Origin of the sequence: Micromonospora halotolerans, assembly GCF_032108445.1 — a bacterium.
GTDB lineage: Bacteria > Actinomycetota > Actinomycetes > Mycobacteriales > Micromonosporaceae > Micromonospora > Micromonospora halotolerans.
In genome coordinates this window covers 4,267,598-4,293,869 of the sequence record NZ_CP134876.1, presented here as the reverse complement: position 1 = coordinate 4,293,869, position 26,272 = coordinate 4,267,598, and the positions used below count along the sequence as shown (strand labels likewise).

24 protein-coding genes are annotated in these 26,272 nt (G+C 74.3%); 9 read left to right on the top strand and 15 right to left on the bottom strand.

Annotated features, from left to right (window positions below):
* Nucleotides 1–52: 52 nt before the first annotated feature.
* The 5 genes from RMN56_RS20475 to RMN56_RS20455 form a co-directional block, all read right to left on the bottom strand.
* Nucleotides 53–403 carry a DUF2203 domain-containing protein gene (locus tag RMN56_RS20475; RefSeq protein ID WP_313719115.1) on the bottom strand — a complete coding sequence of 117 codons (351 nt, stop codon included), beginning with the start codon at nucleotides 401–403 and terminating at the stop codon, nucleotides 53–55.
* A gap of 59 nt (nucleotides 404–462) precedes the next feature.
* A complete protein-coding gene (gene proC / locus RMN56_RS20470) occupies nucleotides 463–1,281 on the bottom strand; it encodes a pyrroline-5-carboxylate reductase (RefSeq protein WP_313719113.1) in 819 nt (272 codons plus the stop codon).
* Nucleotides 1,282–1,357: 76 nt separating this feature from the next.
* Nucleotides 1,358–2,386, bottom strand: a complete 1,029-nt coding sequence (locus tag RMN56_RS20465) for a 6-phosphofructokinase (RefSeq protein ID WP_151461234.1) — start codon at nucleotides 2,384–2,386, stop codon at nucleotides 1,358–1,360.
* Nucleotides 2,387–2,564: 178 nt separating this feature from the next.
* Complete coding sequence (locus tag RMN56_RS20460; protein WP_313719112.1) at nucleotides 2,565–3,068, bottom strand: pyridoxamine 5'-phosphate oxidase family protein; 504 nt, start codon at nucleotides 3,066–3,068, stop codon at nucleotides 2,565–2,567.
* 70 nt (nucleotides 3,069–3,138) lie between these two features.
* The gene (locus RMN56_RS20455) at nucleotides 3,139–3,636 is read right to left on the bottom strand and encodes a polyadenylate-specific 3'-exoribonuclease AS (protein ID WP_313724805.1); all 498 of its coding nucleotides are present in this window, start codon (nucleotides 3,634–3,636) and stop codon (nucleotides 3,139–3,141) included.
* Between the two features lie 246 nt (nucleotides 3,637–3,882).
* On the opposite strand from RMN56_RS20455, the gene RMN56_RS20450 reads away from it, so the two are divergent.
* The gene (locus tag RMN56_RS20450) at nucleotides 3,883–4,575 is read left to right on the top strand and encodes a Crp/Fnr family transcriptional regulator (RefSeq protein ID WP_091268212.1); all 693 of its coding nucleotides are present in this window, start codon (nucleotides 3,883–3,885) and stop codon (nucleotides 4,573–4,575) included.
* Between the two features lie 84 nt (nucleotides 4,576–4,659).
* On the opposite strand, the gene RMN56_RS20445 is transcribed toward RMN56_RS20450, so the two are convergent.
* A complete protein-coding gene (locus tag RMN56_RS20445) occupies nucleotides 4,660–4,893 on the bottom strand; it encodes a hypothetical protein (RefSeq protein ID WP_313719110.1) in 234 nt (77 codons plus the stop codon).
* A 52-nt stretch (nucleotides 4,894–4,945) separates the two neighbouring features.
* Here RMN56_RS20445 and RMN56_RS20440 point away from each other — a divergent pair, with 52 nt between their 5' ends.
* Nucleotides 4,946–8,509, top strand: coding sequence for an ATP-binding protein (locus tag RMN56_RS20440; protein WP_446685820.1), 3,564 nt, complete (start codon nucleotides 4,946–4,948; stop codon nucleotides 8,507–8,509).
* A gap of 1 nt (nucleotide 8,510) precedes the next feature.
* Here the strand turns inward: RMN56_RS20440 and RMN56_RS20435 are convergent, their stop codons facing one another.
* Entirely contained in the window at nucleotides 8,511–9,203 is a 693-nt protein-coding gene (locus RMN56_RS20435) for a lysophospholipid acyltransferase family protein (RefSeq protein WP_313719109.1), read from the bottom strand.
* A 195-nt stretch (nucleotides 9,204–9,398) separates the two neighbouring features.
* On the opposite strand from RMN56_RS20435, the gene RMN56_RS20430 reads away from it, so the two are divergent.
* Both RMN56_RS20430 and RMN56_RS20425 read left to right on the top strand, forming a co-directional pair.
* A complete protein-coding gene (locus RMN56_RS20430) occupies nucleotides 9,399–10,244 on the top strand; it encodes a DUF308 domain-containing protein (protein WP_313719108.1) in 846 nt (281 codons plus the stop codon).
* Nucleotides 10,245–10,416: 172 nt separating this feature from the next.
* Complete coding sequence (locus RMN56_RS20425; RefSeq protein ID WP_313719107.1) at nucleotides 10,417–11,835, top strand: alpha,alpha-trehalose-phosphate synthase (UDP-forming); 1,419 nt, start codon at nucleotides 10,417–10,419, stop codon at nucleotides 11,833–11,835.
* Nucleotides 11,836–11,848: 13 nt separating this feature from the next.
* Here the strand turns inward: RMN56_RS20425 and RMN56_RS20420 are convergent, their stop codons facing one another.
* The 6 genes from RMN56_RS20420 to RMN56_RS20395 form a co-directional block, all read right to left on the bottom strand.
* Nucleotides 11,849–12,673 (bottom strand): alpha/beta hydrolase, encoded by an 825-nt coding sequence (locus RMN56_RS20420; protein WP_313719106.1) that lies wholly within the window; start codon nucleotides 12,671–12,673, stop codon nucleotides 11,849–11,851.
* Nucleotides 12,674–12,728: 55 nt separating this feature from the next.
* Entirely contained in the window at nucleotides 12,729–14,132 is a 1,404-nt protein-coding gene (locus tag RMN56_RS20415; protein ID WP_313719105.1) for a flavin-containing monooxygenase, read from the bottom strand.
* Nucleotides 14,133–14,236: 104 nt separating this feature from the next.
* On the bottom strand, nucleotides 14,237–14,938 hold the full coding sequence (locus RMN56_RS20410; RefSeq protein ID WP_313719104.1) for an endonuclease/exonuclease/phosphatase family protein: 702 nt from the start codon (nucleotides 14,936–14,938) through the stop codon (nucleotides 14,237–14,239).
* A 1-nt stretch (nucleotide 14,939) separates the two neighbouring features.
* Nucleotides 14,940–15,896, bottom strand: a complete 957-nt coding sequence (locus tag RMN56_RS20405) for an ROK family glucokinase (protein WP_313719103.1) — start codon at nucleotides 15,894–15,896, stop codon at nucleotides 14,940–14,942.
* Nucleotides 15,897–15,958: 62 nt separating this feature from the next.
* A complete protein-coding gene (locus RMN56_RS20400) occupies nucleotides 15,959–16,600 on the bottom strand; it encodes a hypothetical protein (RefSeq protein WP_313719102.1) in 642 nt (213 codons plus the stop codon).
* A gap of 41 nt (nucleotides 16,601–16,641) precedes the next feature.
* Entirely contained in the window at nucleotides 16,642–17,097 is a 456-nt protein-coding gene (locus RMN56_RS20395) for an SRPBCC family protein (protein WP_262282383.1), read from the bottom strand.
* Nucleotides 17,098–17,285: 188 nt separating this feature from the next.
* Here RMN56_RS20395 and RMN56_RS20390 point away from each other — a divergent pair, with 188 nt between their 5' ends.
* The 5 genes from RMN56_RS20390 to RMN56_RS20370 all read left to right on the top strand — a co-directional run bounded on the left by RMN56_RS20390 (nucleotide 17,286) and on the right by RMN56_RS20370 (nucleotide 24,274).
* On the top strand, nucleotides 17,286–19,091 hold the full coding sequence (locus RMN56_RS20390; protein WP_313719101.1) for an AMP-dependent synthetase/ligase: 1,806 nt from the start codon (nucleotides 17,286–17,288) through the stop codon (nucleotides 19,089–19,091).
* Between the two features lie 14 nt (nucleotides 19,092–19,105).
* Entirely contained in the window at nucleotides 19,106–20,797 is a 1,692-nt protein-coding gene (locus RMN56_RS20385; protein ID WP_313719100.1) for a GAF domain-containing sensor histidine kinase, read from the top strand.
* 7 nt (nucleotides 20,798–20,804) lie between these two features.
* Nucleotides 20,805–21,473, top strand: a complete 669-nt coding sequence (locus tag RMN56_RS20380; protein WP_007072219.1) for a response regulator transcription factor — start codon at nucleotides 20,805–20,807, stop codon at nucleotides 21,471–21,473.
* A gap of 211 nt (nucleotides 21,474–21,684) precedes the next feature.
* Entirely contained in the window at nucleotides 21,685–22,497 is an 813-nt protein-coding gene (locus RMN56_RS20375) for an SAM-dependent methyltransferase (protein WP_313719099.1), read from the top strand.
* An 88-nt stretch (nucleotides 22,498–22,585) separates the two neighbouring features.
* Nucleotides 22,586–24,274 (top strand): putative bifunctional diguanylate cyclase/phosphodiesterase, encoded by a 1,689-nt coding sequence (locus tag RMN56_RS20370; protein WP_313724803.1) that lies wholly within the window; start codon nucleotides 22,586–22,588, stop codon nucleotides 24,272–24,274.
* A gap of 6 nt (nucleotides 24,275–24,280) precedes the next feature.
* Here the strand turns inward: RMN56_RS20370 and RMN56_RS20365 are convergent, their stop codons facing one another.
* Both RMN56_RS20365 and RMN56_RS20360 read right to left on the bottom strand, forming a co-directional pair.
* Nucleotides 24,281–24,955: a LuxR C-terminal-related transcriptional regulator gene (locus RMN56_RS20365; RefSeq protein WP_313719098.1), complete on the bottom strand. Its 675-nt coding sequence runs from the start codon at nucleotides 24,953–24,955 to the stop codon at nucleotides 24,281–24,283.
* Entirely contained in the window at nucleotides 24,907–26,205 is a 1,299-nt protein-coding gene (locus RMN56_RS20360) for a sensor histidine kinase (protein WP_313719097.1), read from the bottom strand. Before RMN56_RS20360 ends, RMN56_RS20365 begins: the two co-directional genes overlap by 49 nt.
* Nucleotides 26,206–26,272: the final 67 nt, after the last annotated feature.

The following is a 26,272-nucleotide window of genomic DNA, read 5'->3' as shown; positions in this document are numbered from 1 at the left end:
GGGCGGCGGCAGTCCCGGCGGGTCGGATCGGACGGCGGCCGGCGCCGGCCGGTCAGACCGGGCGGCGGCCGGCGAAGCCGCACTCCACCCGGTGGTACCAGCGGATGTCGGTGTCGCCCTCCAGCCAGCACCAGAGCACCGCCCGGCCGTCCCGCTCGCCGGGGAAGTCGAGCAGCACCGGGGCGATCCCCTTGACCTGGATGCCGTGCTGGTGGAACTCCTCCACGACGGCGTGCAGCCGGGCCTCCAGGGCCTTCACCTCGGCCAGCCCACCGAGGGAGCTGACCCGGTGGTCGGCCAGGTCCATGCGCAGTTCGGCCAGGTCGGCGCGGTGCCGGATCAGCTCGTCGACGCGCGGCCGCAGGGTGGCCACCAGGTGTCGCGCCTGGGCGAGAGTGAACACCGCGCCAGTATGGGGCACGCCGCGGGAGAGCGAAGCCGGCTCGGGGGTGGCCGGGCCGCTCAGTCGGCCTGGGCGGCCAGTTCGCGGGCCCGGTCGCGGGCCGCTTCGAGGGCCGCCAGCATGGCCGCGCGGACGCCGTGGTTCTCCAGCTCCCGGATGGCGGAGATGGTGGTGCCGGCCGGCGACGTGACCGCCTCGCGGAGCTTCACCGGGTGCTCACCGGAGTCGCGCAGCATCACGGCCGAGCCGATGGCGGTCTGCACGATCAGCTCGTGCGCCACCTGCCGGGGCAGGCCGAGCAGGATGCCCGCGTCGATCATGGCCTCGACCAGCAGGTAGAAGTAGGCCGGACCGGAGCCGGAGAGCGCGGTCACCGCGTCCTGCTGGGACTCGGGCACCCGGAGGGTGGCGCCAAGCGGCTTGAACATCTCCTCGGCCAGGGCCAGGTGCGCGCCGCTGGCGTGCGCGCCGGGCGAGATGGCGCTCATCGCCTCGTCGACCAGGGCCGGGGTGTTGGTCATGACCCGGACCACCGGGGTGCCCTCGGGCAGCCGGCGGTTGAAGAAGGCGGTGGGCAGGCCGGCGCAGAGCGAGATGACCAGCTTGTCGGCCGGCACCTTCGGGCCGATCTCGTCCAGCAGGGCGGCCGCGTCCTGCGGCTTGACCGAGACGGCGAGCACCTCGGCCTCGTCCACCGCGGTCAGGTTGTCCACCACGCGGACGCCGTACCGGGCGGTCAGTTCCTCCGCGCGAGCCGGTCGCCGGGCGGTGGCGAGCAGCCGCTCGACCGGCCAGCCGGAGCGGAGCAGCCCGGAGAGCATCAGCTCGCCGATCTTGCCCGCGCCGATCACCGCGACCGTGTGCACCTCGGGTGCCATGAGCCGTACCCCTCTCGGTGGAGGCGCGGCGCGGCGGGGCCTCGCCGGAGGACCCCGCCGCGCCGCCCGCCGTCGGTCAGCTGCCGAAGAAGACCTCGGCCTCGGCGTACCGCTCCAGCGGCACGGTCTTCAGCTCCCGGGTGGCCTCGGCGAGGGGGACGCGGACGATGTCCGTGCTCTGCATCGCGACCATCTTGCCCCAGTCGCCCTCGTTGGCGGCGTCGATCGCGTGCAGGCCCAGCCGGGTGGCGAGCACCCGGTCGAACGCGGTCGGGGTGCCGCCGCGCTGGATGTGGCCGAGCACCACGGTGCGGGCCTCCTTGCCGGTCTTCGCCTCCAGCTGCTCGGCGAGCCACTGGCCGATGCCGCCGAGGCGGACGTGGCCGAACGCGTCGAGCTCCTGGTTGTGCAGCACCATCTGGCCGTCCAGCGGCTGGGCGCCCTCGGCGACCACGACGATCGGGGCGTACTGGTGCTGGAAGCGCTTCTCGACGTAGCCGGCGACCTGCTCGACGTCGAACTGCCGCTCCGGCAGCAGGATCACGTTGGCGCCCCCGGCGAGGCCGGCGTGCAGGGCGATCCAGCCGGCGTGCCGGCCCATCACCTCGACGACCAGGGTGCGGTGGTGGCTCTCCGCCGTGGTGTGCAGCCGGTCGATCGCCTCCATGGCGATGTTCACGGCGGTGTCGAAGCCGAAGGTGTAGTCGGTGGCGCCGAGGTCGTTGTCGATGGTCTTCGGCACGCCGATGACGTGGACGCCCAGCTCGTGCAGCTTGGTGGCGACCCCGAGGGTGTCCTCGCCGCCGATCGCGATGAGCGCGTCCACGCCCTGCGCGGCGAGGTTGTCCTTGATCCGCTCCACGCCGCCGTCGATCTTGAACGGGTTGGTCCGGGACGAGCCGAGAATGGTGCCGCCGCGCGGCAGGATGCCACGGACGTCCGCGATGCCCAGCGGCCTGGACAGGCCCTCCAGCGGGCCCTTCCAGCCGTCCCGGAAGCCCACGAACTCGTGACCGTAGGTGGCGACGCCCTTGCGGACCACCGCCCGAATCACCGCATTGAGACCTGGGCAGTCGCCGCCGCCGGTGAGCACGCCGATACGCATGATCTGCTCATCCTCCTGGAGCATCAGGTGAAGCCCGGATAAGCCCCAGGATATGTGTCAGATCAGACCATCGGCGCCGTTGCCGGCCCGGGGCGGGCCGTCACTGCGCACTGTAGTCGGCGTGGCTGTCCGCCGGCACCGCGGCCCGGCCCGTCCCGCACCCCGGGCCGGCTACCGTTCAGTAGCTGACCTCGCGGTTCTCCCCCGCCTCCGGCGGCTGCCCGGTGACCGCCGCCCGGGCGAGGCCGAGCAGGTTCACCACCCGGTTGCCCGGCGCGTCCCAGTACTCGGCCGAGCCGGCGTGCACCCGGAGCAGCGTGATGCCCGGGGTGTCCAGCCCGTCCGGGAACCACGCCTTCAGCAGCGGGTTCCACAGCCGCCCGGCCCGGGCCCGGTCCCACTGCTCGACCGCCGTGCCGGCGACCGACACCCAGGCGTGGTGCCGCTGGTCGGAGAAGCCGACGTTGACCTGCGGGTTGACCCGGATCTGGCGGACCTTCGCGGAGTCCGCGTACGCGAAGAACCACAGGTCGCCGTCGAACTCGGCCTCCTGGAGCCCCATCGGGCGGCTGACCAGCCGCCCGTCGACTGCGGTGGTGGTCAGCAGGCAGATTCGCGCGTCCCGGATCAGCTCGGTGACCCGGCGGCGGCCATCCTCGGCGCTGGTCGGCTGCTGGCTCATGCGCCCCTCCCTCGCGATCGGTTCGAGCCGAACCGTGCCCGGGACAGAACCGGTCAAACCTGCCGAGAGGTCACCGGGTGGTCATGGCCCGCCAGCGGGCCAGGTTGTGCCGGGCGTCGACCAGCGCGTCGTGCCGGCCCGCCTCGGCCTCCGGCAGCCGCGGCCGGCCCCGGTCGTCCCAGAGCTGGCGCAGTTCCTTGGTGAACCGCGGGATCTCCCGGGGCAGCGCCGGCATCGCCCCCCAGAGCTGCGCCAGCACGACGTGGTCGTACGCCGCGTACCAGGCCCAGAGCTCCAGCTGCTCCCCCGGCCGGTCCCGGACCGGCGCCATCAGGAACTCGTAGAGGTCGTCGCGGATCCGCTCCCGCGACCGCCAGGCCCGGTCGGCCGGCGAGGGGAGCTTGTCCAGCACGTTGCGGCGCACCCAGGGCACCGCCCGGGAGTCGTCGAACTCGGTGGAGACCGCGTAGAACTCGCGGCCGTGCTCGTCGACGACGCCGATCGACACCAGGTCGACGGTCCGGCCGTCCTCGATGAACTCGCAGTCGTAGAAGTAGCGGTAGACCATCGGCACCATCCTCGCCCACCGCCGTCACCGGCCGGTCGCCGGGGCCGCCGCCGAACCGGGACGGCAGGCCACCGCAGCTGGGGACGGTCACGGAAGTGTCTCCAGGGGTGTACAGCACGCGACGGGACCGTCATGATCTGATGTGTACCGCTACCGGACGCCGAACCGGTTGAGATGCCTCGTGCCGGGGATGACAGGTTCACCCGGTGTGCGGGATGTGGTCCTTGACCGGGGAGGGGTTGGGCCGTGGAGATGCGCCTGCCGGAGCCGGGTGACGCGCTCACGGGCGTCGAGATGTTCGCCGGGCTGGAGCCGGAGGTGCGGCAGCGGGTCATCGCCGCAGCCGTGCCGCGCACCTACCGCAAGGGCCAGCTGCTGTTCGTCGAGAACGACCCCGGCGAGTCGCTGATCGTGCTGCGCCGCGGCGCCGTCGCGGTGTTCCGCACCGCACCGACCGGCGAGCGTGCGGTGCTGTCGGTCATCCGACCGCCGGACGTGCTGGGCGAGGTCTCCCTGCTGGACGCCTCCACCCGGTCGGCGTCGGCCGAGGCGATCGAGGACTGCGCCGCGCTGGCGCTGTCCCGGCCGGCCTTCATGGAGCTGGTGCACTCCAACCCGCGCATCCTCGACGCGGTGATGCGCTCCCTCGGCCAGCTGATCCGGCGGCTCACCGAGCAGAACGCCGACCACGTCTTCCTCGACCTGCCCGGCCGGGTGGCCAAGACGCTGGTCCGGTTGGCCGGCGAGAGCCAGGCGCCGATGATCACCATCGAGCTCAACCAGAGCCAGCTCGCCGAGATGGCCGGCGGCTCGCGACAGAGCGTCAACCAGGCCATCGGTTCCTTCGCCAGCCGCGGCTGGCTGCGCACCGAGGGCCGCCGGATCGTGGTCACCGACGTGGCCGCGCTGCGCCGCCGCGCCGGCATGAACGACCGCTGACCGGCCCACTCGCCGGGCGACGCTCGCCTCAGCAGCACAGAGTCGGTGGGGCCGGCGGCACCGCCGCCGGCCCCACCGACTGTGTCACTTCCCGGTGGTGTCGGCCGGCGGCGCGCTCGGGCCGGGGCCGATCTTCTTCGGGTCGGTCTCCTTGGGCGTGGTCGTCGTCGTGGTCTCGGTCGATCCAGTGCCCGGCTGCTCTACCATGCCTTTTTCCTCCAGTTCGGCGAGGGTGACAGCGTCGACGTCGACCGTGTCTCCCGGCGCCCACACCGTCCCTCGTGGATCGGTCCAGGAGGCGGACAGCCGGACGTGCACGGCACTCTCCCTGTCGACGGAACTTCCTGGTACGGAACACTAGACCCGGCCGATCAGCCGTGACGTCCCGCCGACCCGTCGGGTACCCGACTGCGCGGTCGCGCGAGACGATGGGGACCTCACGCGTACGGAGCTGGACATCGACCTCACCTGTGGACACTGCTCCCGGACCGCCGGGCCGGACGACCGTTACTGCGGCGGCTGCGGCCGGCCCCTCGCGGCGACCTGTCCGGGCTGCGGTCACGCCAACAACGCCGGAGCGAACTTCTGCACCAACTGCGGGCAGCCGTTGCGCGACCACGCCGTCTCGGTGCAGGAGGACCGCCGGCAGGTCAGCGTGCTCTTCATCGACATCGTGGACTTCACCACCTACGCCGAACGGGCCGACCCGGAGCAGGCCCGCGGGCTCCAGCAGGCGTACTTCGGCACGGTCCGCCGGCTGGTGCACCAGTACGGCGGCGTGGTGGAGAAGTACATCGGCGACGCCGTGATGGCGCTGTTCGGGGCGCCGGTGGCGACGGACAACGACGCGCTGCGCTGCGTACGGGCGGCGCTGGAGCTGCACCGGAGCCTCGCCCGGCAGTCGGCCGGCCCGCACCCGCCGCTCGAGTTCCGGGTCGGCATCGCCACCGGCGAGGCCCTGGTCGACCTCGCCGCCGCCCGTGACGGCGGCCAGGCGTTCGTCACCGGTGACGTGGTCAACACGGCCTCCCGGTTGCAGGGGCTGGCGCCCGCCGGCGGCGTCGTGGTCGACGAGAGCACCTGGGCGGCCACCCGGCACGAGATGGAGTACGCCGACCAGCCACCCGTCACCCTCCGAGGGCGGTCGGCGGTCAGCCGGATCTGGTTGGCCGTCCGCGCCAAGCCCCGGCGGGACGGGCAGACCGCCGAGCTGACCCCGATGGTCGACCGGGACCACGAGCGGGGCCTGCTGGTCAGCGCGCTGCACCGCACCGTCACCGAACGCACCTCCCAGCTGCTCACGGTCTTCGGGCCGGCGGGGGTGGGCAAGAGCCGGCTGCTGCGCGAGCTGGCCCGGCACGCGGCGAACCTGCCCGGCGCGCGGGTGACCTGGCTGATCGGGCACTGCCCGCCGTTCGGGGAGAACGTCACCTACGCCGCCCTGGCCGACATCGTCCGGAGCTGGATCGGGCTGCCCGACTCGGACGATCCCGCCGCCATGCGCGAGCGCCTGCGGGACCGGTTGGGCCGGCTGGCCGACCCGCACTCGGTGCGGCTGGCCGAGGCGCTGGGCCCGCTGGTCGGCGTGGCCGGCGAGCGGCTCACCTCCGCCGAGACCGAGGCGGCCTGGCGGCGGTTCCTGCTCAACCTGGCCGCGACCGGTCCCACGGTGCTCGTCTTCGAGGACATGCACTGGGCGGACGAGACGATGCTCTCCTTCGTCGAGCAGCTCGGCGCGGCCGCCCGCAACGTGCCGCTGCTGGTGATCGCGACCGCCCGCCCGGAGCTGCGTGAACGGCATCCGGCGTGGACGGGCACGATCAGCGGCGCGATGTCCATCTCGGTGCCGCCCATGCACGACGGGGACATCGACAGCCTCTACTCGCTGCTGCTCGGCCACGCCACCCTGCCGGCGGAGGCCCGCGGGCCGCTGCTCGAGTTCGCCGACGGCAATCCGCTGTACGCCCAGGAGTACGCGCGGATGCTGCTCGACGGCGGGCTCGTCGACCGGACGACGGCCCTCCCACCGCTGGACCCGATGGGTGGGACGGGGATGCCGCGAACCGTCCAGGCGGTCATCGCGAACCGGCTGGACCTGCTCGACCCGGCCGACCGGGCGGTCCTCCAGGCCGCCTCGGTGGTGGGCGTGCAGTTCTGGGCGGCGCCGGTGGCCCTGGCCCTGGGCCGGCCCGCGGAGTGGGTGGAGCGGGCGCTGCACCGCCTCCAGCGCCGCGACCTCGTCTACGAGCTGCCCGCCTCGTCCATGCCGGGCCAGCCCGAGTACCGGTTCCGGCACATCCTGGTGCGGGACGTCTGCTACCAGCGCCTGCCCCGGGCGGAGCGGGTCACCCGGCACCAGCGCACCGCCGACTGGCTCGAGCAGCTGGCCGACGGACGGCAGCACGACCTGGCCGAGGTGCTGGCGAACCACCGGTGGGCGGCGCACGAGATCGCCCGCACGGTCGGCCTCGACCCGACCCCGTACGCCCCGGCCACCCGGAGCGCGCTGCACCGGGCCGCCCGGCGGGCGTACGCGCTGCACGCGCTGGACACCGCCGCCACGCTGATCGGCCGCACGCTGGCGGTGGACTGCGGACCGGACCCGTCCCTCGAGCTGTTCGAGGCGGAGCTGGCGTTCTACCGGGACCGCGACGGGTTCCTGGTGGGCGGGGGCACGGATCTGCTCACCGCGCTGGCCGACCGGCTGGCGGGGGCGGGCGACCTGCCGGGCGCGGCGAAGGCGTGGCGGTTGCTGGCCACCGCGGCGTGGGCCCGGGCGGACCGGTCGGAGACGCTGCGCTGCCTGGACCGGGCGATCCGGCTGCACGCCGAGCTGCCGGACAGCGAGGACAAGGTCGGCGCGCTGCTGGAGCTGGCCCGGATGCACATGCTGGACGCGGAGGCCGAGCCCGCGTGCGCCGCCGCCAAGGCCGCCGCCGAGCTGGCCGAGCGGCTGGAGCTGCGTGAGGCGCGGGCGAACGCCCGGATCACCCTGGCGGTGGCGCGCTACCAGGCCGGCGTCGAGGGGGCGTACGCCGAGCTCGCCGAGGTGACCGAGGAGTGCCGGGTGGAGCGGCTGACCAGCCGCCGGCGCGCGGTGCACAACCTGGCCTGGGCGCTGCAGGAGGAGGGCGACCTGACCGGCTCGGCCCGCCTGGTCGACGAGCAGCGCTCGCTGGACCTGGCCGGCGAGCACGGCCTCACGGTGAGCTTCGCCGACCAGTGGACCCGGTCGTACTACAGCGGGGACTGGACGGCGGCGTTGCGGATGGCCGAGGGGTCGATCCGGCGCCCCACCGACGAATGGGACCTGCACATCGTGGCGGTCTCCGGCTGGATCCGCGCGCTCGGCGACGTGCCCGCCGGTGACGGCACGGACGAGGCGGGCGCCGACCTGGTGGACCAGGCGCTGGTCGCCGCCCGGCGCAGTGGCTTTCTCCGGGTGCTGCGGTCGACCGTGGCGCACGCCGCGTTGTGCCGCGCGGTGCAGGGCCGCCGGGAGGAGGCGCTGGCGCTGCTCGCCGAACTCGACGCCGACTGGCGGCGGACCCGGATGATCCCGTTCGCGGAGTGGGTGCCGGCGGTCGGGCACGTGGCGGGGGTGCTCGGTGACGAGGCCGCGCTCCTGGTCCGGGACCTGCTGGCCCGCGCCCCGCGCACGACGCGCTGGGCGCAGGCGGCCGGCCGGTCCGCCGACGCGGCGCTGGCCCGGCGGGACGGCGACGCGCGGCGGGCCGCCCGGCTGTTCAGCGCGGCGGCGGAGAGCTACGCGGAGATGACCGACGTCACCGACCACGTCATCGCGTCCGCCCTCGCGGTGGGGCCGCTGACCGAGGTGGATCCGGCGGCCGCGGCGGAGACGCTGGCCACGGTGCGCGCGTTCGCCGAACGGCACGCCGCCGGCGGCCTGCTCCGGATCGCCGGGGCCGGCTGACTCAGGCGGGCACCGGCTCGCGGGGCCGGGCCTTCGCCTTCTGCGCGTACACGTCCACGTACTCGCGGCCGGAGAGTTCCATGAGTTCGTACATGATCTCGTCGGTGACGGCGCGCTCGACGAACCGGTCGCCGGACATCCCGGCGTAGCGGGAGAAGTCGAGCGGCGCGCCGAAGCGGATCCGCACCCGGCCGAGGTTGGGGACGATCTGACCGGTCGGCTGGATGGCGTCGGAGTTGAGCATGGCCATCGGCACGACCGGGGCGCCGCTCTCCAGGGCGAGCCGGGCCACCCCGGTCTTGCCCCGGTAGAGCCGGCCGTCCGGCGAGCGGGTGCCCTCCGGGTAGATGCCCGCGATGCCGCCGGAGCGCAACACGTTGAGCTGGGTGTCCAGGGCGGCGCGGGCCGCCCGGCCGCCGGAGCGGTCCACCGGAATGGTGCCGGAGCCGACGAAGAACATCTTGGTCAGCCAGCCCTTGAGGCCCTTGCCGGTGAAGTATTCGGCTTTCGCGATGAATGTGACTTTTCGCTTGACGATCAGCGGGGTGAAGATCGAGTCCGAGAACGAGAGGTGGTTGCTGGCCAGGATCACCGGGCCGTCCTCCGGGACGTTCTCCAGCCCCTCCACCTGCGGGCGGAAGATCAACCTCAGCAGCGGGCCGAGGATGATGTACTTCAGCAGCCAGTACAGCACCGGGGTCCTTCCAGGCGGGAGCGTGACGGGCGACGGTCGCCGGGGCCGCCGGGACCGTGCCCGGGGCGCCGTCGGCGAGCGGGACTGTCGGGGAAGAGCGTACGAACAGGGAGCGGCACGCCACAACGCACTCCCGGAACCGGGTCCCGGCGTGTCAGGATTCAGGGCACGACGATGCGGTGAAGGGGGTGTCCGGTGTCAGGGGGTGGGCCCCGTCGGGGACGGCGGGACAACGGGCTCGACGCGGCCGAGTACGCGGTCGCGGGCGACGTCGATCCGCGTGTCGGTGAGCACCTGCTCGACGTGCTCGCCGCGGGCGGGATCGCCGCCTACCTGCAGCCCTCGGCCGACCTCAACCCGGTGACCCGCACCACCACCGTCCCGTCCCGCCCGGTCGACCGGCTCTACGTCGACCGCTCCCACCTGACCACCGCCCGCGACTACCTCACCCAGCTCACCGACGAGGAGGGCCGCGAGCCGACCCGCGACGACGAGCCGGACATCGAGGCCGAGTGGGCGAAGATCGTCGCCGGTTTCCACACCGCGCCGAGCGCCGGGAGCCACCCCTGGCCGGCCGCGGAGGACGTCGACGAGCCGGTGGACCCGACCACCCCGGGCGGCGGCGCACCGGGCCGCGCCGAGGAGACCGCCGGTCCGACCGCCACCGACGTGCGCCGGCTGCCCTACGCGGCCGACGTCTCCGGCATCTCGCTGAGCCGCGGGCCGCAGGACGAGCCCTCGCTCCTGGACGGCCTGGACACCTTCGGCGCCGACCTGCCCGGCGACGAGGACGAGGAGCACTTCACCCCGCCACCGCCGCCCCCGCTGCCGCGCTTCTCGAAGTACGCGGTGCTGGGCGTGCTCTGCATCGTGGTCGGGTTCCTGCTGTTCCTGTCGCCCACCGTGCTGTCGGTGGTCGACCCGTCGGTGGTGACCCTGCTCGGCTTCACCGGCATCCTGGCCGGCTTCGTGATGCTGATCTGGCGGCTGCGCCCCGGCGACTCCGACGAGCACGACCCGGACGACGGCGCCGTCGTCTGACCGGCGGGCACCCGACGCCCGGATCGCGAGACACCCGCGTCCCGGGCCGACCACGTAACAAGGGTGTAACTTACGGTCAGTAGGAATACCGCTGAACGTCACTTCGCGCACCGGCTGTCCGGGTTGTGCGCTTCCTCCGGTGGCCGGTCCTCTGCTGATCGGAATGCCCGAGATGCGACAGAGTCCCCTCGTGGTGGTCGCCAACCGCCTCCCCATCGACGACAGTGTGGCGCCGGACGGCGCCTTCGAATGGCGCCGCAGCCCCGGCGGCCTGATGAGCGCCCTGCACCCCCTGCTCCGGCACACGCCGGCGACCTGGGTGGGCTGGGCCGGCGGCACCGGCCCGGCCCCGCACCTGCCCGACGTGGACGGGGTCCGAATGCACGCCGTCGCGCTCAGCGGCGAGGACTTCCGCGACCACTACGAGGGCTTCGCCAACGCCACCCTCTGGCCGCTCTACCACGATGCCGTCGAGCAGCCCGAGTACCACCGGCGCTGGTGGGAGGCGTACCAGCGGGTCAACCAGCGGTTCGCGGAGGCCGCCGCCGAGGTGGCCGAGCCCGGCGGGCTGGTCTGGGTGCAGGACTACCACCTCCAGCTCGTGCCGGGGCTGCTCCGCGACCTCCGCCCCGACCTGCGGATCGGCTTCTTCCTGCACGTGCCGTTCCCGCCGCCGGAGCTGTACATGCAGCTCCCCCGCCGGGCCGAGCTGCTGCGCGGGATGCTCGGCGCCGACCTCATCGGCTTCCAGCGGGCCCAGGCCGCGCACAACTTCGCCCAGCTCGCGACGAGGGTGCTCGACCTGCCCGCCACCGACCGGCGGATCGGCGTCGGCGACCGGGTGGTCCGGATCGGCGCCTTCCCGGTCTCCATCGACGCCGCCGAGATGGGCGCGCTGGCCGCCCGGCCCGACGTCGCCGACCGGGCCCGGCGGCTGCGCCAGGATCTCGGCGACCCGGAGCGGGTCGTGCTCAGCGTCGACCGGATGGACTACACCAAGGGCATCGAGCAGCGGCTCAAGGCCTACCACGAGCTGCTGACCAGCGGAGACGTGAAGGTCCGGGACACCGTGCTGGTGCAGGTGGTGGTGCCCAGCCGGGACCGGGTGAACCGGTACCAGATCCTCCGCGACCGGGTGGAGCACCAGGTCGGCCGGATCAACGGCGAGTTCGGCCGGGTCGGCGAGCCGGCGATCCACTACCTCAGCCAGCCCTTCGACCGCACCGAGCTGGTCGCCCTCTACCGGATCGCCGACGTGATGGCGGTGACGCCGCTGCGGGACGGGATGAACCTGGTGGCCAAGGAGTACGTGGCCGCCCGGGTCGACGGCACCGGCGCGCTGCTGCTCAGCGAGTTCGCCGGGGCGGCCGCCGAGCTGGCGCAGGCGTACCTGGTCAACCCGCACGACCTGGACGGGCTCAAGGCCGCGCTGCTGGCCGCCCTGCGGGCCGCGCCCGAGGACGTCGCGGCCCGGATGCGGGCCATGCGGGAGCACCTGGGCCGCAACGACATCCACGCCTGGGCCCGGTCCTACCTGCGCGCCCTGGACGAGAGCGGGTCGCTGGTCGCCCGGCTCACCGGCGCCGAGTGACCCGCGGCGGCGCTCAGCCGGCGGCGGGCGCCGGATCCTTCTCCAGCCAGTCGAGGATCGCGTCCACCGGCTCCCGCCAGCGGGCGTCGAGCATCAGGTCGTGCCCCATGCCGGGGAACAGCAGCGGGGCCGAGGCGTAGCGGCGGGCCGCCCGGGTCAGCGCGGCCGGCGGCACCACCCGGTCGTCGGGGCTGCCCAGCACCAGCACCGGCGGGCGACCCACCGCGGGCTCCGGCTGCCGCCCGGTGAGGAGCTGCCACTGCGCCCGGCGGCCCGCCCGGCCCAGCCGGCCGAGGTGCCGGCGGGCGTCGGCGTCGGGCAGCTCCCGGCTGAACAGCTGCCGACGGTTCAGGCGCAGGCCGGCGCCGAACACGGCGGGCACCGTGCCGGCCGGGTTGCGGCGCAGCGCCGTGCCGAGCGTGCCCCAGCCGCCGAGCACCGGCGCCACCAGCACCGCCGCCCGGGCCGGGTAGCGGGCCAGGGCGTGCGCGACCACCCGGGCGCCGGCGCCGTGCCCCACCAGCACCGCCCGCCGCGGCAGGCTCGCCGCCACCTGGACCACGTCATGGGTGTACGACCGCAGCGTCGCCCCCGGCGCCGGCTCGCTGCCGCCGTGCCCCCGCAGGCTCAGCGCGTACGCCGGGAAGCCGCGGCCGGCGGCGTGCCCCAGCCAGTGCTCGGCGAACGCCCACGCCCCGTGGCCGAAGCCGGGCACGAACAGCAGGGGCGGCTTCGCCTGGTCCAGTTCGGGCACCGCCGCGACGACCTCGCGGCGGGCCGGCCGCTCCGGACGGGCCCACTCCCAACCGCGGACGACCCGTACCCGCTCGGCGCTCACCGAGCCGGCCCTTCGTTCGCGACTGCGGGACGCCGCTGCGCTGCGTTCCTCGCGCTCACTTGTCCTCCAGGTCGTGGAGCGCCCGCTGGAGCGCGCGCAGGTAGTCGGCGTGCCCGACCTCGAACCAGTGCCGGGTGCTGTCCTTCACCCGGGCCGAGTACCGCTCGCCGAGACCGGCCGCGACCCGCTTGCCGAACGCGACGGCCCGGTCCGGGCGGGTGGCGCGCAGGGTGAGCAGCCGGGCGAAGAGCACGCTCTGCCAGTGCGAGATGGGGAAGATGCCGGAGTCCGGCTGCACCAGGCCCACCACGGCCAGGGTGGGGTGGCCGGCGGCGAACGCGTTCAGCCAGAGCCGGGGCCGGCCCGAGCCGTCCGCGTCGCCGAGCACCCGGCCCTCCAGGAACTCGAAGCGCGGCAGGTAGCCCGTGGCGAAGACGACCAGCTCCGGGTCGATCTCGCTCCCGTCGGCCAGCACGACCGTGCGGTCGCCGAAGCGCGCCACGTCCGGCACCGGGCTGACCCTCCCGTGGCCCACGTAGTAGACGAGCTGGCTGTTGGCGATCGGGTGGGTCTCGTAGACCCGGTGGTCGGGGCGGGGCAGGCCGAACCGGGTCAGGTCGCCGACGGTGAGCCGCAGCGTCCAGTGGTAGAGCCACTGCCGCACCCGCAGCGGCACCCGCAACGCGAGCAGGGTGTCGTTCACCTGGTCGGCGGGGCGGCCGAAGACGTACTTCGGGGCGTACCAGTAGCCGCGGCGGGTCGAGTGCCAGCAGCGGGACGCCTGCTGGGCCGCCTCGACCGCGATGTCGCAGCCGGTGTTGCCGGCGCCGACCACCAGCACCCGTTTGCCGCGCAGCTGCGCCGGGTCCTTGTAGGACGACGCGTGCATGACCTCGCCGCGGAACTGCTCCAGCCCCTCGTAGCGGGGCAGCTTCGGCGACCAGTTGTGCCCGTTGGCCAGCACCACGGCGGCGTAGCGGGAGGTGCGCTCCGGGCCGTAGCCGCCGGTGCTGCGGGTGGTGACGTCCCAGCGGTCCCCCTCGACCGGCTCCACCCGGACCACCTCGGTGCCGAACCAGACGTGCTGGCGCAGGTCGAAGTGGTCGGCGTAGCGCTCGAAGTAGGACAGCAGCTGGGCGTGGTGCGGGTAGTCCGGCCAGTCGTCCGGCATCGGGAAGTCGGGGAACTGGGTGAACGGCCGGGACGAGATGAGGTGCGTGCTGGCGTAGACCGGGCTGCGGTCGTGCCGCCAGTTCCACGCCCCGCCGACGCCGGTCTCCCGCTCGTAGCAGTCCACGCCGAAGCCGGCCTCGCGGAGGTTCTTCACGGCGGTCAGGCCGCTGGCTCCGGCGCCGATGACGCAGACGGTGTCGCCGCGGTCGGAGACCGGGCGGCCGTCCCGGGTCGGGGCGACCGTCGGATCCGGATCGGGGCGGCCGAGGTCGGTGGAGGAGGACACCGGGAATCTCCTTTTGTGCGGCACGAGTGCCGGGTCGGTGCGAAATCCTGCCGACAATGCCCGCCGTTGTCCAGCCCCACGGGCCGGCGACGGCGGGCGGGGGCTCAGTCGCCGGCGGGCAGCAGCAGGTCGACCAGGACCGGGAAATGGTCACTGGCCCGGCGGGTACGCGGGGTGTCCACCACGTCGTAGTCGACCACGGTGATCCGCGGGTCGACGAAGAGAGCGTCGATGCGTCGCCGCGGGTCGGCGCAGGAGAAGGTGTGCCGGTCGGCCCGGTCGGCGGCCACGGCCGCGTCGGTCAGTCCCTCGGCGACGGTCCGCCAGGCCGCCCCGTCCGGCCCCTCGTTGAGGTCGGCGCCGGCCACCACGGGCAGCGTCGCGGCGGCCAGTTCCCGCTTGAACGCGGCCGCCTGGGCGGGCCGCTCCGCCGGGTCGGTGGAGAGGTGGGAGCCGGCCAACAGGAACCGGGTGCCACCCACGAGGCACTCGGCGTACGCGGCGCCGCGCAGATGCCGTCCCGGGGTCAGCGGGTAGCGCTGGCAGCGGCTGGCCGTCACCCGGACGCGCAGGCTGGTCAGCAGCACGTTGCCCAGCGCCGGCAGGCCGCCGGCCGCGAAGACCAGCCCGAACGAGTCGGCCAGCGTGGCGCACTTCTGTCGCCACCGGAACCGCCGCGGCCCCTCCTGGACGATCACCACGTCCGGCGCGGCCTCCCGGACCACCTCGGCCAGCGCCGCGGTGTCGTCCCGCTGGCTGTGGATGTTGTAGGAGACGACCCGCAGCGGCACGCCTGCCACGGCCACGTCAGATCCGCCGGGCGAGGTCGGCGGCGCCGATGACGCCCGCGGTGTTGCCCAGCTCGGCCGGGCGCACCTCGGCGACGGGCAGGCGGCTGCGCTGGGCCAGGGCGTCGGTGAACGACCGGCGGGTCGGGCCGAGCAGCAGGTCGCCGGCGTCGATCACGCCGCCGCCGACCACCAGCACCTGCGGGTCGAGGATCTGCGCCATGTCGGCGAGGCTCGTGCCGAGCCAGCGGCCGACCTGGGCGAACGCCTCGGTGGAGACCGGGTCGCCGCCCTTCGCGGCGGCGGTCACCATCGGCCCGCTGATCCCCTCGGCCTCGCCGCCGGCCAGCTCCAGCAGGGCGGTGGCCCGGTGCGGCTCCTGGCGGGCGGCGGCGCGGGCGAAGCGGACCAGGGCGCTGCCGCTGGCGTACTGCTCGATGCAGCCGAGCCGGCCGCAGCCGCACTGGTGGCCGTCCGGCACGGTGAGCATGTGCCCCAGCTCGGCCGCGATGCCGTGGGCGCCACGGACCAGCTCGCCGCCGAGCACGATCCCGCCGCCCACCCCGGTGCCGATGGTGAACATGACCATCGAGTCGTCGGCGTGCCGGGCCGCGCCGTAGCGGAACTCGGCCCAGGCCGCGACGTTGCCGTCGTTCTCCACGATCACCGGCAGGCCGGTGGCGTTGCTGACGTACTCGCGCAGCGGCTCGTCCCGCCAGGCGAGGTTGGGGGCGAAGAGCACGGTGGAGCGGGAGGCGTCGATCCAGCCGGCCGCGCCGATGCCGACGGCGTCGATGGTCCGGCCGGTGGCCAGCTCGCTGACCAGCTCGGTGATGACGTCGCGGGTCTTGGCCACGTCGTCGGCGGGGGTGTCCCGTCGGGCCTGCACGAGAACCTTGCCGGTGTCGTCCACGACACCGCCGGCCACCTTCGTGCCACCGACGTCGACTCCGATGGTCAGCGTCACCGCTGCCACTCCCCTCTGCTGTGCTGCCCGGCGCGGCCGAACCGGCCGTGCGGTCCCGGGATGTCCGGTGGTCAGGCCCCGTCGCCTGGTGCGTCCTCGGCCACCTCGACGGACGCCCGCGAGGCGGGCACCACGGGAGCGTCCGCCGGCGGCCGGCTCGGCGCCGGCACGTCCGGCCCGTCGGCCTCGGCCGCGCCCTCCCCCCGGGTGGCGGCGGACCACACGTCCTGCTCGGGTGCCGGCTGAGAATCATGCCCGGTACGGGTCGCCTCGCGCCACACGTGGTCCCCCGTCGCGGGCCCGGCGGTCGCCCCGTCGGACCCGCCGGGAGCCGTGGGGCCACCCGGCCCGGCCGGCTCGGCCGGGGTGAACGCGCGCAGCAGGCTGGCCACTCCGGCGGCCAGATCCCCGGCCCCGGTGGCGAGACGCTCGGCGAATTCCGGACTCGGGTCGCGCAACGCCGCGATACCGCGACAGACCGGGCAGACACAGCATTCGGCCGAGCCGGTGGCGAAACGCGCACCCGCGCCGGCGCCGGGCGCGGTGGACGATTCGCCGGGCGGGGTGTGACCGAGGACACCCGACAGGATCCCGCCGAGCGGACCCCAGGGACCGGAACCCGGCGAGGCGGCGGCCAGCTTCGCGCTGGCCAGCAGCATGGCGACGAGGCGCTCGGCCTCTTCCCGGGCCGAACCCGGATCAGTGGTGCCCATGGTTCGGCTCCTTCACCGTGACAACCGGGACGACGGTCGGGTCAGTGGGCCGCACCGAGTGCTTCTACCCGGCGCTTGAGCTGCTTCAACGCCGCGTCCATGATCATTTTCTCGGCCTTGCGGCGAAACATGCCGAGCATCCCCACGGACAGCTCCACCTCGAGGGTGTAGGTCACCGTGGTCGTTCCGTCCGGGTTGTCGACGAGGTCGTACGACCCGCGCTGGGACTTCTGCATCTTCGAGGGCGCCACCAGGTGCCACTCGATCCGGGAGATGTCCTCGGCGTACTCGTAGGCCAGCACGTACTCGTCGGCCATCACGCCCGCGTCGATGGTGAACCGGACCTGGCTGGCGTAACCGTCCTCGTACTCCTCGATCACCTCGGCCCGCCGCACCGCCTCGGCCCACTCCGGGTAGCGCGGGAAGTCGCAGATGACCGCCGCCACCCGGTCCGGTGACGCGCCGACGACGATCGACTGGGTGGAGGAGTCCGCCATGGGGGGAGGCTACCCGGCGGTGGGCCGGTGCGTGCCGCTCCACCCCCGCCCGTCGCGACGCGCCCGCCGCGCGCGTGTCCCACCAGCCGGGCGGGCAACCTCCCTACCTCCTCCCCGGTGACGGGCGGGTAGGTTTCGACAGAGCCGACCACGGCCGGCCCGGCCAGTGCGAGCACGAGGGAGTGCAGGTGCGCGAGTTCTCCGTTCCGCCGATCGTCACCGTCGGCGACGCGGCCAACCTGACCGACCCGGTCTGGGACAACGCCGAGGTCGCCCCCGATGCCGTGCAGTTCGTCCGGCGTGCTGAGGGCACCGGCGGCGCCTGGGTCGACGTGACCTGCCGGCAGTTCCGCGACGAGGTCGTCGCGGTGGCCCGCGGCCTGGTGGCGGCCGGTGTGGCCCCCGGCGACCGGGTCGGGCTGATGAGCCGCACCCGCTACGAGTGGACCCTCCTCGACTACGCGATCTGGGCCGCGGGCGCGGTCACCGTGCCGATCTACGAGACGTCCAGCGCCGAGCAGGCCGCCTGGATCCTCTCCGACTCCGGCGCGGTCGCCGTGGTGGTCGAGAGCACCGCGCACGCCACCCTGGTCGCCGGGGTCCGGGACCGGCTGCCCGAGCTGCGCGAGGTCTGGCAGATCGAGCTGGGCGCGGTGGACGAGCTGGTCGCCGCCGGCGCGGCGGTCGACCCGGCCGACGTCGAGGTACGCCGCTCGACGCTGAAGGCCGACGACATCGCCACCATCATCTACACCAGCGGCACCACGGGCCGCCCCAAGGGCTGCGTGCTGACCCACCGCAACATCTACGCCGACATCGCCAACGCCGTCCCGGTGCTGCCGAACCTGTTCCGCCAGGGCGCGTCCACCCTGCTCTTCCTGCCGCTGGCGCACGCCTTCGCCCGGCTCATCCAGGTCGGCGTCGTGCAGGCCCGGGCCACCATGGCGCACTGCTCGGACACCAAGAACCTGGTCGGCGAGCTGCAGGAGTTCAAGCCGACCTTCGTGCTCTCCGTACCCCGGGTCTTCGAGAAGGTCTACAACGGCGCGCGGCAGAAGGCCGAGGCCGACGGCAAGGGCAAGATCTTCGACCGGGCCGAGAAGGTCGCCATCGCCTACAGCGAGGCGCTGGAGACCCCCGACGGGCCGGGCCTGGGGCTGCGCGCCCAGCAGGCGCTCTTCGACAAGCTGGTCTACCGCAAGCTGCGGGCCGCGATGGGCGGCCGCTGCCGGGACGCCATCTCCGGCGGCGCCCCGCTCGGCTCCCGGCTCGGGCACTTCTTCCGCGGCATCGGGGTGACCATCTGCGAGGGCTACGGCCTCACCGAGACGGCACCGGCCGCCGCCGCGAACCTGCCCGGGCACACCCGGATCGGCTCGGTCGGCCGGCCGCTGCCCGGCGTCACCATCCGCATCGACGACGACGGCGAGGTCCTGATCTCCGGGGAGATCGTCTTCCAGGGCTACTGGCACAACGAGGCGGCCACCGCCGAGGCGCTGAGCACCGACGGCTGGTTCCGCACCGGCGACCTGGGGCAGCTCGACGAGGACGGCTACCTCAGCATCACGGGCCGCAAGAAGGAGATCATCGTGACCGCCGGCGGCAAGAACGTCGCCCCGGCGGTGCTGGAGGACCAGGTGCGGGCGCACCCGCTGGTCAGCCAGTGCCTCGTGGTCGGCGACCGGCAGCCGTTCATCGCGGCGCTGGTCACCATCGACGAGGAGGCCCTGCCGAAGTGGCTGGCCGCGCACGGCCTCCCGGAGGACACCAGCGTCGCGGAGCTGCGCGGGAACGAGACGCTGCGGGCCGAGGTGCAGTCCGCGGTCGACCAGGCCAACCAGTCCGTCTCCAAGGCCGAGGCCATCAAGGTGTTCCGGATCCTGCCGCAGGACTTCACCGAGGCGACCGGCGAGCTGACCCCCTCGCTCAAGGTCAAGCGGCAGGTCGTGCACAAGACGTACGCGGCGGAGATCGCGGACATCTACGGAGGCTGACTACCATCCGTCACGTGCCCGCCTCCACACCCAGCCCCCCGCAGACGCAGCCCCTCGCGGCCGCGGCGCGCGCGGTCCTCCTCGCGCTGGTCGCCGCCCTGACCCTGTTCGCCACCCGCGACGCCGCCCAGCTGTGGTGGATCGCCCTGCTCGGCGTCGCCGGGCTGCCCGCCGTGCTGGCGCCGCAGCACCGCCTGCTCGCACCGATCAGCCGCTTCGCCGAAGTGGTGGTCCTCGGGCTGGCCGCCAGCCAGGTCGCCGCCGACACCCACCTCACCGGGGTCACCGGCGGGCTGGGCGCCTCGGCGGTGCTGCCGTACCTCGCCGTGCCGGTCACCGTGACCGCGCTGCGCCGCCGCTTCCGCGAGGGCGCGGCGCTGCTCGTGGTCTCGGCGGCCACCCTGCTGGTCAGCGCGGCCTTCACCGAGGTCGGCGGCGAGCCGCAGCTCGGCCAGCTCGGCTACCTGACGGTCTGCGCGCAGTGGCTGATCCTGGCCGGCCTCGGCCTCTACACGGCCGGCATGCTCCAGCGGGTGATGCGGGTCCGCGGCGAGGGCAAGCCCCAGCCGTACGCGGAGGCCACCCGGCTGCTCACCCAGCTGCGCACGGTCGCCCGCCAGCTTCCCGGCGCCACCCTGGACCCGGGCGGCATCTCCGAGCACCTGCTGGAGGAGCTGCGGGTGGTGGCGAAGACCGACCGGGGCGCGGTGCTGTCGGCCAGCGGAGGCGGCCGGCTGGTGGTCCTCGCCCAGATCGGCGCGGACCGGGTCGACTGGGAGACCACGCTCGACGCGGACTCGGCCATCGCCGACGCCTGGGCCAGCCAGCAGCCGACCACCTCGGCCCGCTCGCAGGCCCGCTCCCGGCAGTCCGGGGAGGTCTCGGCGCTGATCGTGCCGCTGGTCGCCGGCGTGCGCACGGTCGGCCTGGTGGTCATCGAGGCGGACGCCGCGCACGCGTACCCGCCGCCGGTGGTGTCCCGGGTGACCGCGCTGACCGGCCCGGCGGCGCTGCGCCTGGAGGCCGCGCTGCTCTTCGACGAGGTGCGGTCGCTGGCCACCAACGAGGAGCGGCAGCGGCTGGCCCGGGAGATCCACGACGGGGTCGCCCAGGAGCTGGTGATGGTCGGGTACGGCATCGACAACGCCCTCGCCACCGTGCACGACGACGCCGAGGAGACCGCCGACTCGCTGCGCACGCTGCGCCAAGAGGTCACCCGGGTGATCACCGAGCTGCGGCTCAGCCTGTTCGAGCTGCGCAGCGAGGTGGACCGGCACGGTGGCCTGGCCGCCGCCATCGCCGAGTACGCCCGCACCGTCGGCGCCTCCGGCGGCCTGCGGGTGCACCTGTCCCTGGACGAGTCCACCGCCCGGCTGCCCGCCGCCACCGAGGCCGAGTTGCTGCGCATCGCGCAGGAGGCGGTGACCAACGCGCGCAAGCACGCCGGGGCGGCGAACCTGTGGGTCACGTGTGAGGTGGACCCCCCGTACGCGCAGATCGAAGTGTCGGATGACGGTCACGGCATCGGTGACCAGCGCCCCGAGGGGCACTACGGTCTTGCGATCATGGCCGAGAGGGCGGAACGTATCCGGGGCCGGTTGGAGATCAGGCCGCGGCAACCCAGCGGCACGACCGTGGCGGTGGTACTCGGCTCCTCGCCCCGGCGCGATAGTGTGCGCGGCAGCACAGCAGCAGAAGGGGAGTAACCCGAGGATGACCACTAGCCCGACACCGGCCACCCGGACCAAGGTGCTCCTTGTCGACGATCACGATCTGATCCGCAAGGGTCTGCGGCACGCCTTCGAGCGGGACCGGCAGTTCGAGGTCGTGGGCGAGGCCGCCACGGCCGCGGAGGGTGTGCGCCAGGCCGGCGCGCTCCAGCCGGACGTGGTGATCATGGACCTGCGGCTGCCCGACGGCAGCGGCCTGGAGGCCACGCGCGCCCTGCGCAAGTCCAGCGCGTCGATGGGCATCGTGGTGCTCACCATGTACGCCGGCGACGACCAGCTCTTCGGGGCCCTGGAGGCGGGGGCCAGCGCGTTCGTGCCGAAGACCGCCCCGGCCGACGAGGTGGTGGCCGCCGCCCGGCACGCCGCCTCCTCCCCCAGCGCGTTCACCGCGGCCGACCTGGCCGAGGCGATGAAGCGGCGGCTGGCCCCGTCCGGTCCGCAGCTCTCCCCCCGCGAGGGCCAGGTGCTGCGGCTGCTGGCCGACGGCATGAGCGTCGCCGGCATCGCCAAGCAGCTGTTCGTCAGCGAGTCGACCGCCAAGACGCACATCTCGAAGCTCTACGAGAAGCTCGGCGCCGCCAACCGCGCGCAGGCGCTGATGACCGCGCTGCGGCTGGGGCTGCTGGAGGCCCCGGACGCGCCGAAGTTCTGACGGCGTCCCGCCAGTTCGACGCCGGAGAGGCCCCCGTCCGCACGCCGGACGCGGGCCTCTCCGGCATTCCGGGCAGCGCGCGACCCCGTACGGTGAGGGGCCGGACGCGGAGCGACGGCGGTCTTTGCACCGCGACGGCGGGCGGGCAGAATACCCGGGTGATCCGCGCGGCGGTGACCCCCGCGCGTCGCCGACACAAAGGGGCAAGCGCATGCAGCGGCCGGACTGGGCACCCGAGACCATCGACATCGAGCGCCCCAGCGTGGCCCGCATGTACGACTACTACCTCGGCGGCTCGCACAACTTCGCGGCCGACCGGGCCGCCGCCCGGGCCATGGTCGAGGCGGTGCCGGAGGCGCCGCTGATGGCCCAGGCCAACCGGGCCTTCCTCCGCCGGGCGGTGCAGTTCCTGGCCGACGCCGGCGTACGCCAGTTCCTCGACATCGGCTCCGGCATCCCGACCGTGGGCAACGTGCACGAGATCGCCCAGCGGATCGACCCGGAGTCGCGGGTGGTCTACGTCGACGTCGACCCGGTCGCGGTGGCGCACAGCCGGGAGATCCTGGCCGGCAACGAGCGGGCCGCCGTGGTGCAGGAGGACCTGCGCCGGCCGGAGGCGATCCTCCGCCATCCCGACGTCCTCCGGCTGCTGGACTTCTCCCAGCCGGTCGCCGTGATGATCGTGGCGGTGCTGCACTTCATCCCCGACGAGGACCGCCCGGAGGAGTTCCTGCGGACGCTGCGCGCGGCGCTGGCCCCGGGCAGCTACCTGGTCATGTCGCAGGCCAGCGACGACGGCCGGGCGGGCACCGGCGAGCGGGCCGAGGCCGAGCGGGTCTACCGGCGCACCGACAACCAGCTCTTCATCCGCAGCCGCGCCGAGCTGACCGCGCTGTTCGCCGGCTTCGACCTGGTCGACCCGGGCGTGGTCTGGGTGCCGCAGTGGCGGCCGGACGCCCCGGAGCACGCGGAGAACGCCGCGCAGGCGGTCTTCATGGGCGGCGTCGGGCGGCTCGGTGGGTGACGACGGGGCCACCGCCACCACCCGCTCGCGCCCCGGCGCCTTCGCCCGGGCCTGGGCCAAGGCGGTCTCCGGGACCAGCTACCTGCCGATGACGCAGGCCCAGCTGGAGGCGCTGCTCCAGCGGCTCACCGAGCGGCTGGCGCTGGCGCTGCGCGCCGACCCGTTCGACCTGCGGATCGGCCAGCAGGTCGGCGCCGAGCTGGTGCAGTCGCACATCGCCTCCGCGGAGGGGCTCGGCCGCACCATCGAGGTGATCCAGCTCCGCCTCGTGCGGGATCTCGACCTGGCCGTCGACGACGTCGACGACCGGATGGCCCGGCTGCTGGCCACCGTCGCCACCGGGTACGCGCGCGCCCTGCGCGACCGCACGCTGGACGAGCAGGAGGCCATCCGGCGGGCCGCCATGACGGCCCGGGCGACGGCCGAACGCGCGCTGCGGGACAGCGAGGCCCGATTCCGGCACCAGGCCACCCACGACCCGCTGACCGGCCTGCCCAACCGCACGCTGTTCACCGAGCGGCTCACCGCCGCCATCACCGCGCCCGGGCGGGGCGCCGACCGGATCGGGGTCTGCTTCCTCGACCTGGACCGGTTCAAAGTGGTCAACGACTCCCTCGGCCACCAGGTCGGCGACTCGCTGCTGGTGGCGGTGGCCCGGCGACTGCGCCGGGCGCTCGGCGAGCACCTGGTGGCCCGGCTGGGCGGCGACGAGTTCGTCATCCTGGTCGAGCGCACCGGCGGCACCGAGGACGTGGTGAAGGTGGCCGAGGCGGCGCTGGCCGCGGTGAGCGAGCCGGCGCCGGTCGACGGGCACGAGCTGACCGTGTCGGCCAGCATCGGCATCGTGGAGCGGCAGGTGGCCGGCACCTCGCCGCTGGAGCTGATGCGCGCCGCCGACAGCACCCTGCACTGGGCCAAGGCGGCCGGCGGGGCCCGCTGGTCGCTGTTCGACGCCGACCGCAACCGCCAGGACCTGGCCCGGTACGCCCTCTCCGCGGCGATCCCCGCCGCGCTGGACCGGGGCGAGTTCTACCTCGACTACCAGCCGCTGACCGGGCTGCGCGACGGCCGGGTGGTGGGCATGGAGGCGCTGGTCCGCTGGCGCCATCCGGAGCTGGGCGTGCTGCGGCCGGACAGCTTCATCCCGCTGGCCGAGGAGACCGGTCTGATCGTCCGACTCGGCAGCTGGGTGCTGGCCGAGGCGTGCCGCGAGGCGCGCGGCTGGGCGGCCGGGCCGGGCGGCGCGCCGTTCGTCAGCGTCAACCTCGCCGTCCGACAGCTGCACCGGCCCGGCCTCGTGCAGGAGGTGCAGGGGGTGCTGGGACGCACCGGCCTGCCCGCCGAGCGGCTCCAGCTGGAGATCACCGAGAGCACCATGATGAGCACCGTGGCCGAGCCGGTCCGCGCCCTGCGGGTGCTGGCCGACCTCGGCGTGCGGGTGGCCATCGACGACTTCGGCACCGGCTACTGCAACCTGGCGTACCTGCGGGACCTGCCGGTGAGCGAGCTGAAGGTGGCCGGCGAGTTCGTGGCCGGGCTGCGCGCACCGGCCGGTGACCCGGGCAGCCGCACCGACGAGCGGATCCTCGCCTCCCTGGTGTCCCTGGCGCACGCCCTCGGCCTGACCGTCACGGCCGAGGGGGTGGAGACGGCCGACCAGGCGGACCGGCTGCGCGCGATCGGCTGCGACGCCGGGCAGGGCTGGCACTTCGGCCGCCCCGGGCCGGCCCGGCCGTACCTGGACCGCTCCCCCGCCCTGACCGACACCGCCTCCTGAGCCGGGTCAGGCCGGGGTCCGCGGCCGGCGGCCGTCCTCTCCGTGCAGGTAGGCCAGCACGGCCAGGACCCGCCGGTTGTCGTCGGTCGACGGCGGCATCCGCAGCTTGCTGAAGATGTTGTTGATGTGCTTGTTGACCGCCTTCTCGGTGACGAAGAGCCGGGCCGCGACCGCGGCGTTGGACCGGCCCTCGGCCATCAGGCCGAGCACCTCCCGCTCCCGGGGGGTCAGCTCGTCCAGCGGCCCCGCCCCGGACCGGCTGGCCAGCAGCTGGGCGACCACCTCCGGGTCCATCACGGTGCCGCCGGCGGCCACCCGGCGCACCGCGTCGACGAACTGGTCCACGTGGGACACCCGGTCCTTGAGCAGGTAGCCCACCCCACCGAGCCGGTCGGAGAGCAGCTCCCGGGCGTAGAGCTGCTCGACGTGCTGGGACAGCACGAGGATCGGCAGCCCGGGGATCTCGGCGCGGGCCCGGATGGCGGCCTGCAGGCCCTCGTCGGTGAAGGTGGGCGGGAGCCGGACGTCGAGCACCGCGACGTCCGGGCGGTGCGCGATCAGCGCGGGCAGCACCGAGGGTCCGTTGTCGACGGCCCCGACGACCTGGCAGCCGAACGCCTCCAGGATGCGGGTCAGCCCGTCCCGGAGGAGGGCGAGATCCTCGGCGATGACAACTCGCACGGCAGCTCCATGCTGATGACGGTGGGCCCACCGGCCGGACTGGTCACCACCATCGTCCCATCGAACGCGGCCAGCCGGCGTCCCATCCCGGCCAGGCCGCCACCCGCCGCCGGGTCGGCCCCGCCCCGCCCGTCGTCACCGACCACGATGGTCAGCCGCCCGTCGGCGTGGCCGAGCTCGACCCACGCCCGGGTCGCCCCGCTGTGCTTGCTGACGTTCGCCAGCCCCTCGGCCACCGCGAAGTACGCGGCGGACTCCACCGGGGCGGCCGGGCGGCCCGGCAGGTCGACGGCCACCGCCACCGGCAGCGGCACGGCCAGCGCCAGCGCCCGTACCGCGCCCGCCAGGCCGCGCTCGGCGAGCACCGGCGGGTGGATGCCGCGGACCAGCCCGCGCAGCTCGGCCAGGGCCTGCCCGCTGGTCTCCCGGGCCTCGGCGAGCAGCCGCCGCACCGCCTCCGGGTCGTCGGCCAGCAGCTGCTCGGCCAGGCCGATGCTCATGCTCAGCGCGACGATCCGGGCCTGCGCCCCGTCGTGCAGGTCCCGCTCGATCCGCCGCAGCTCGGCCGCCTGCGCGTCCACCGTCTCGGCCCGGGTGACGGTGAGCTGGCGGACCCGCAGTGCCAGCTCGGCGCTGCGGGTCGGCGGCAGGAAGAACCGGGCGAAGGCCAGGTGCAGCCAGACCAGCCAGCGCCCCGCGGCCAGCCCACCGACCAGGAACAGCGCGCCCAGCGGGAAGCAGAGCAACGCCTCGAGGAGGTTGTCGATCGGCCAGAACGGGCCGTAGCCGAAGCCGACGGTCAGGTGCAGCACCAGGGGGACCCCGAGCACGCCCTCCAGGCCGTACAGCGGCAGGACGAAGGCGGCCAGGCAGACCGCGCCGGTGACCGCGCCGGGCAGCAGCCAGGACAGGTCCCGCCAGGTGGCCGGGTCGCTCACCACCCAGCGGAACCGCCGCCAGGTGCCGAACTGCGCGCCTGCCGGCGCCGGCAGGTAGGGCGTGGCCAGCTCGACCCCGCCCCAGCGGGCCAGCCGGCGGTGCAGCCCGGCGCAGAGCCGGACCAGCGCGGTGACCACCGGAAACAGCGCGAACCCCACGCCGAACGCCGGGATCAGCACCAGCGACACCAGCGACAGCACGAAGAGCGCGACGTGCGTGGTCAACGACAGCAGGGCGATCAGCAGCCCCTGCGCGGCGGTGACCGCGCCGGGCCGGATCCAGGTGCGGAGCAGTCCGCGTACGCCGTCCACGGGCCTCATTCTGCGGCACCGGCCGTCCCGGATCGGTGGTGCTGGCACCACCCCGGCCGGCGCGCTG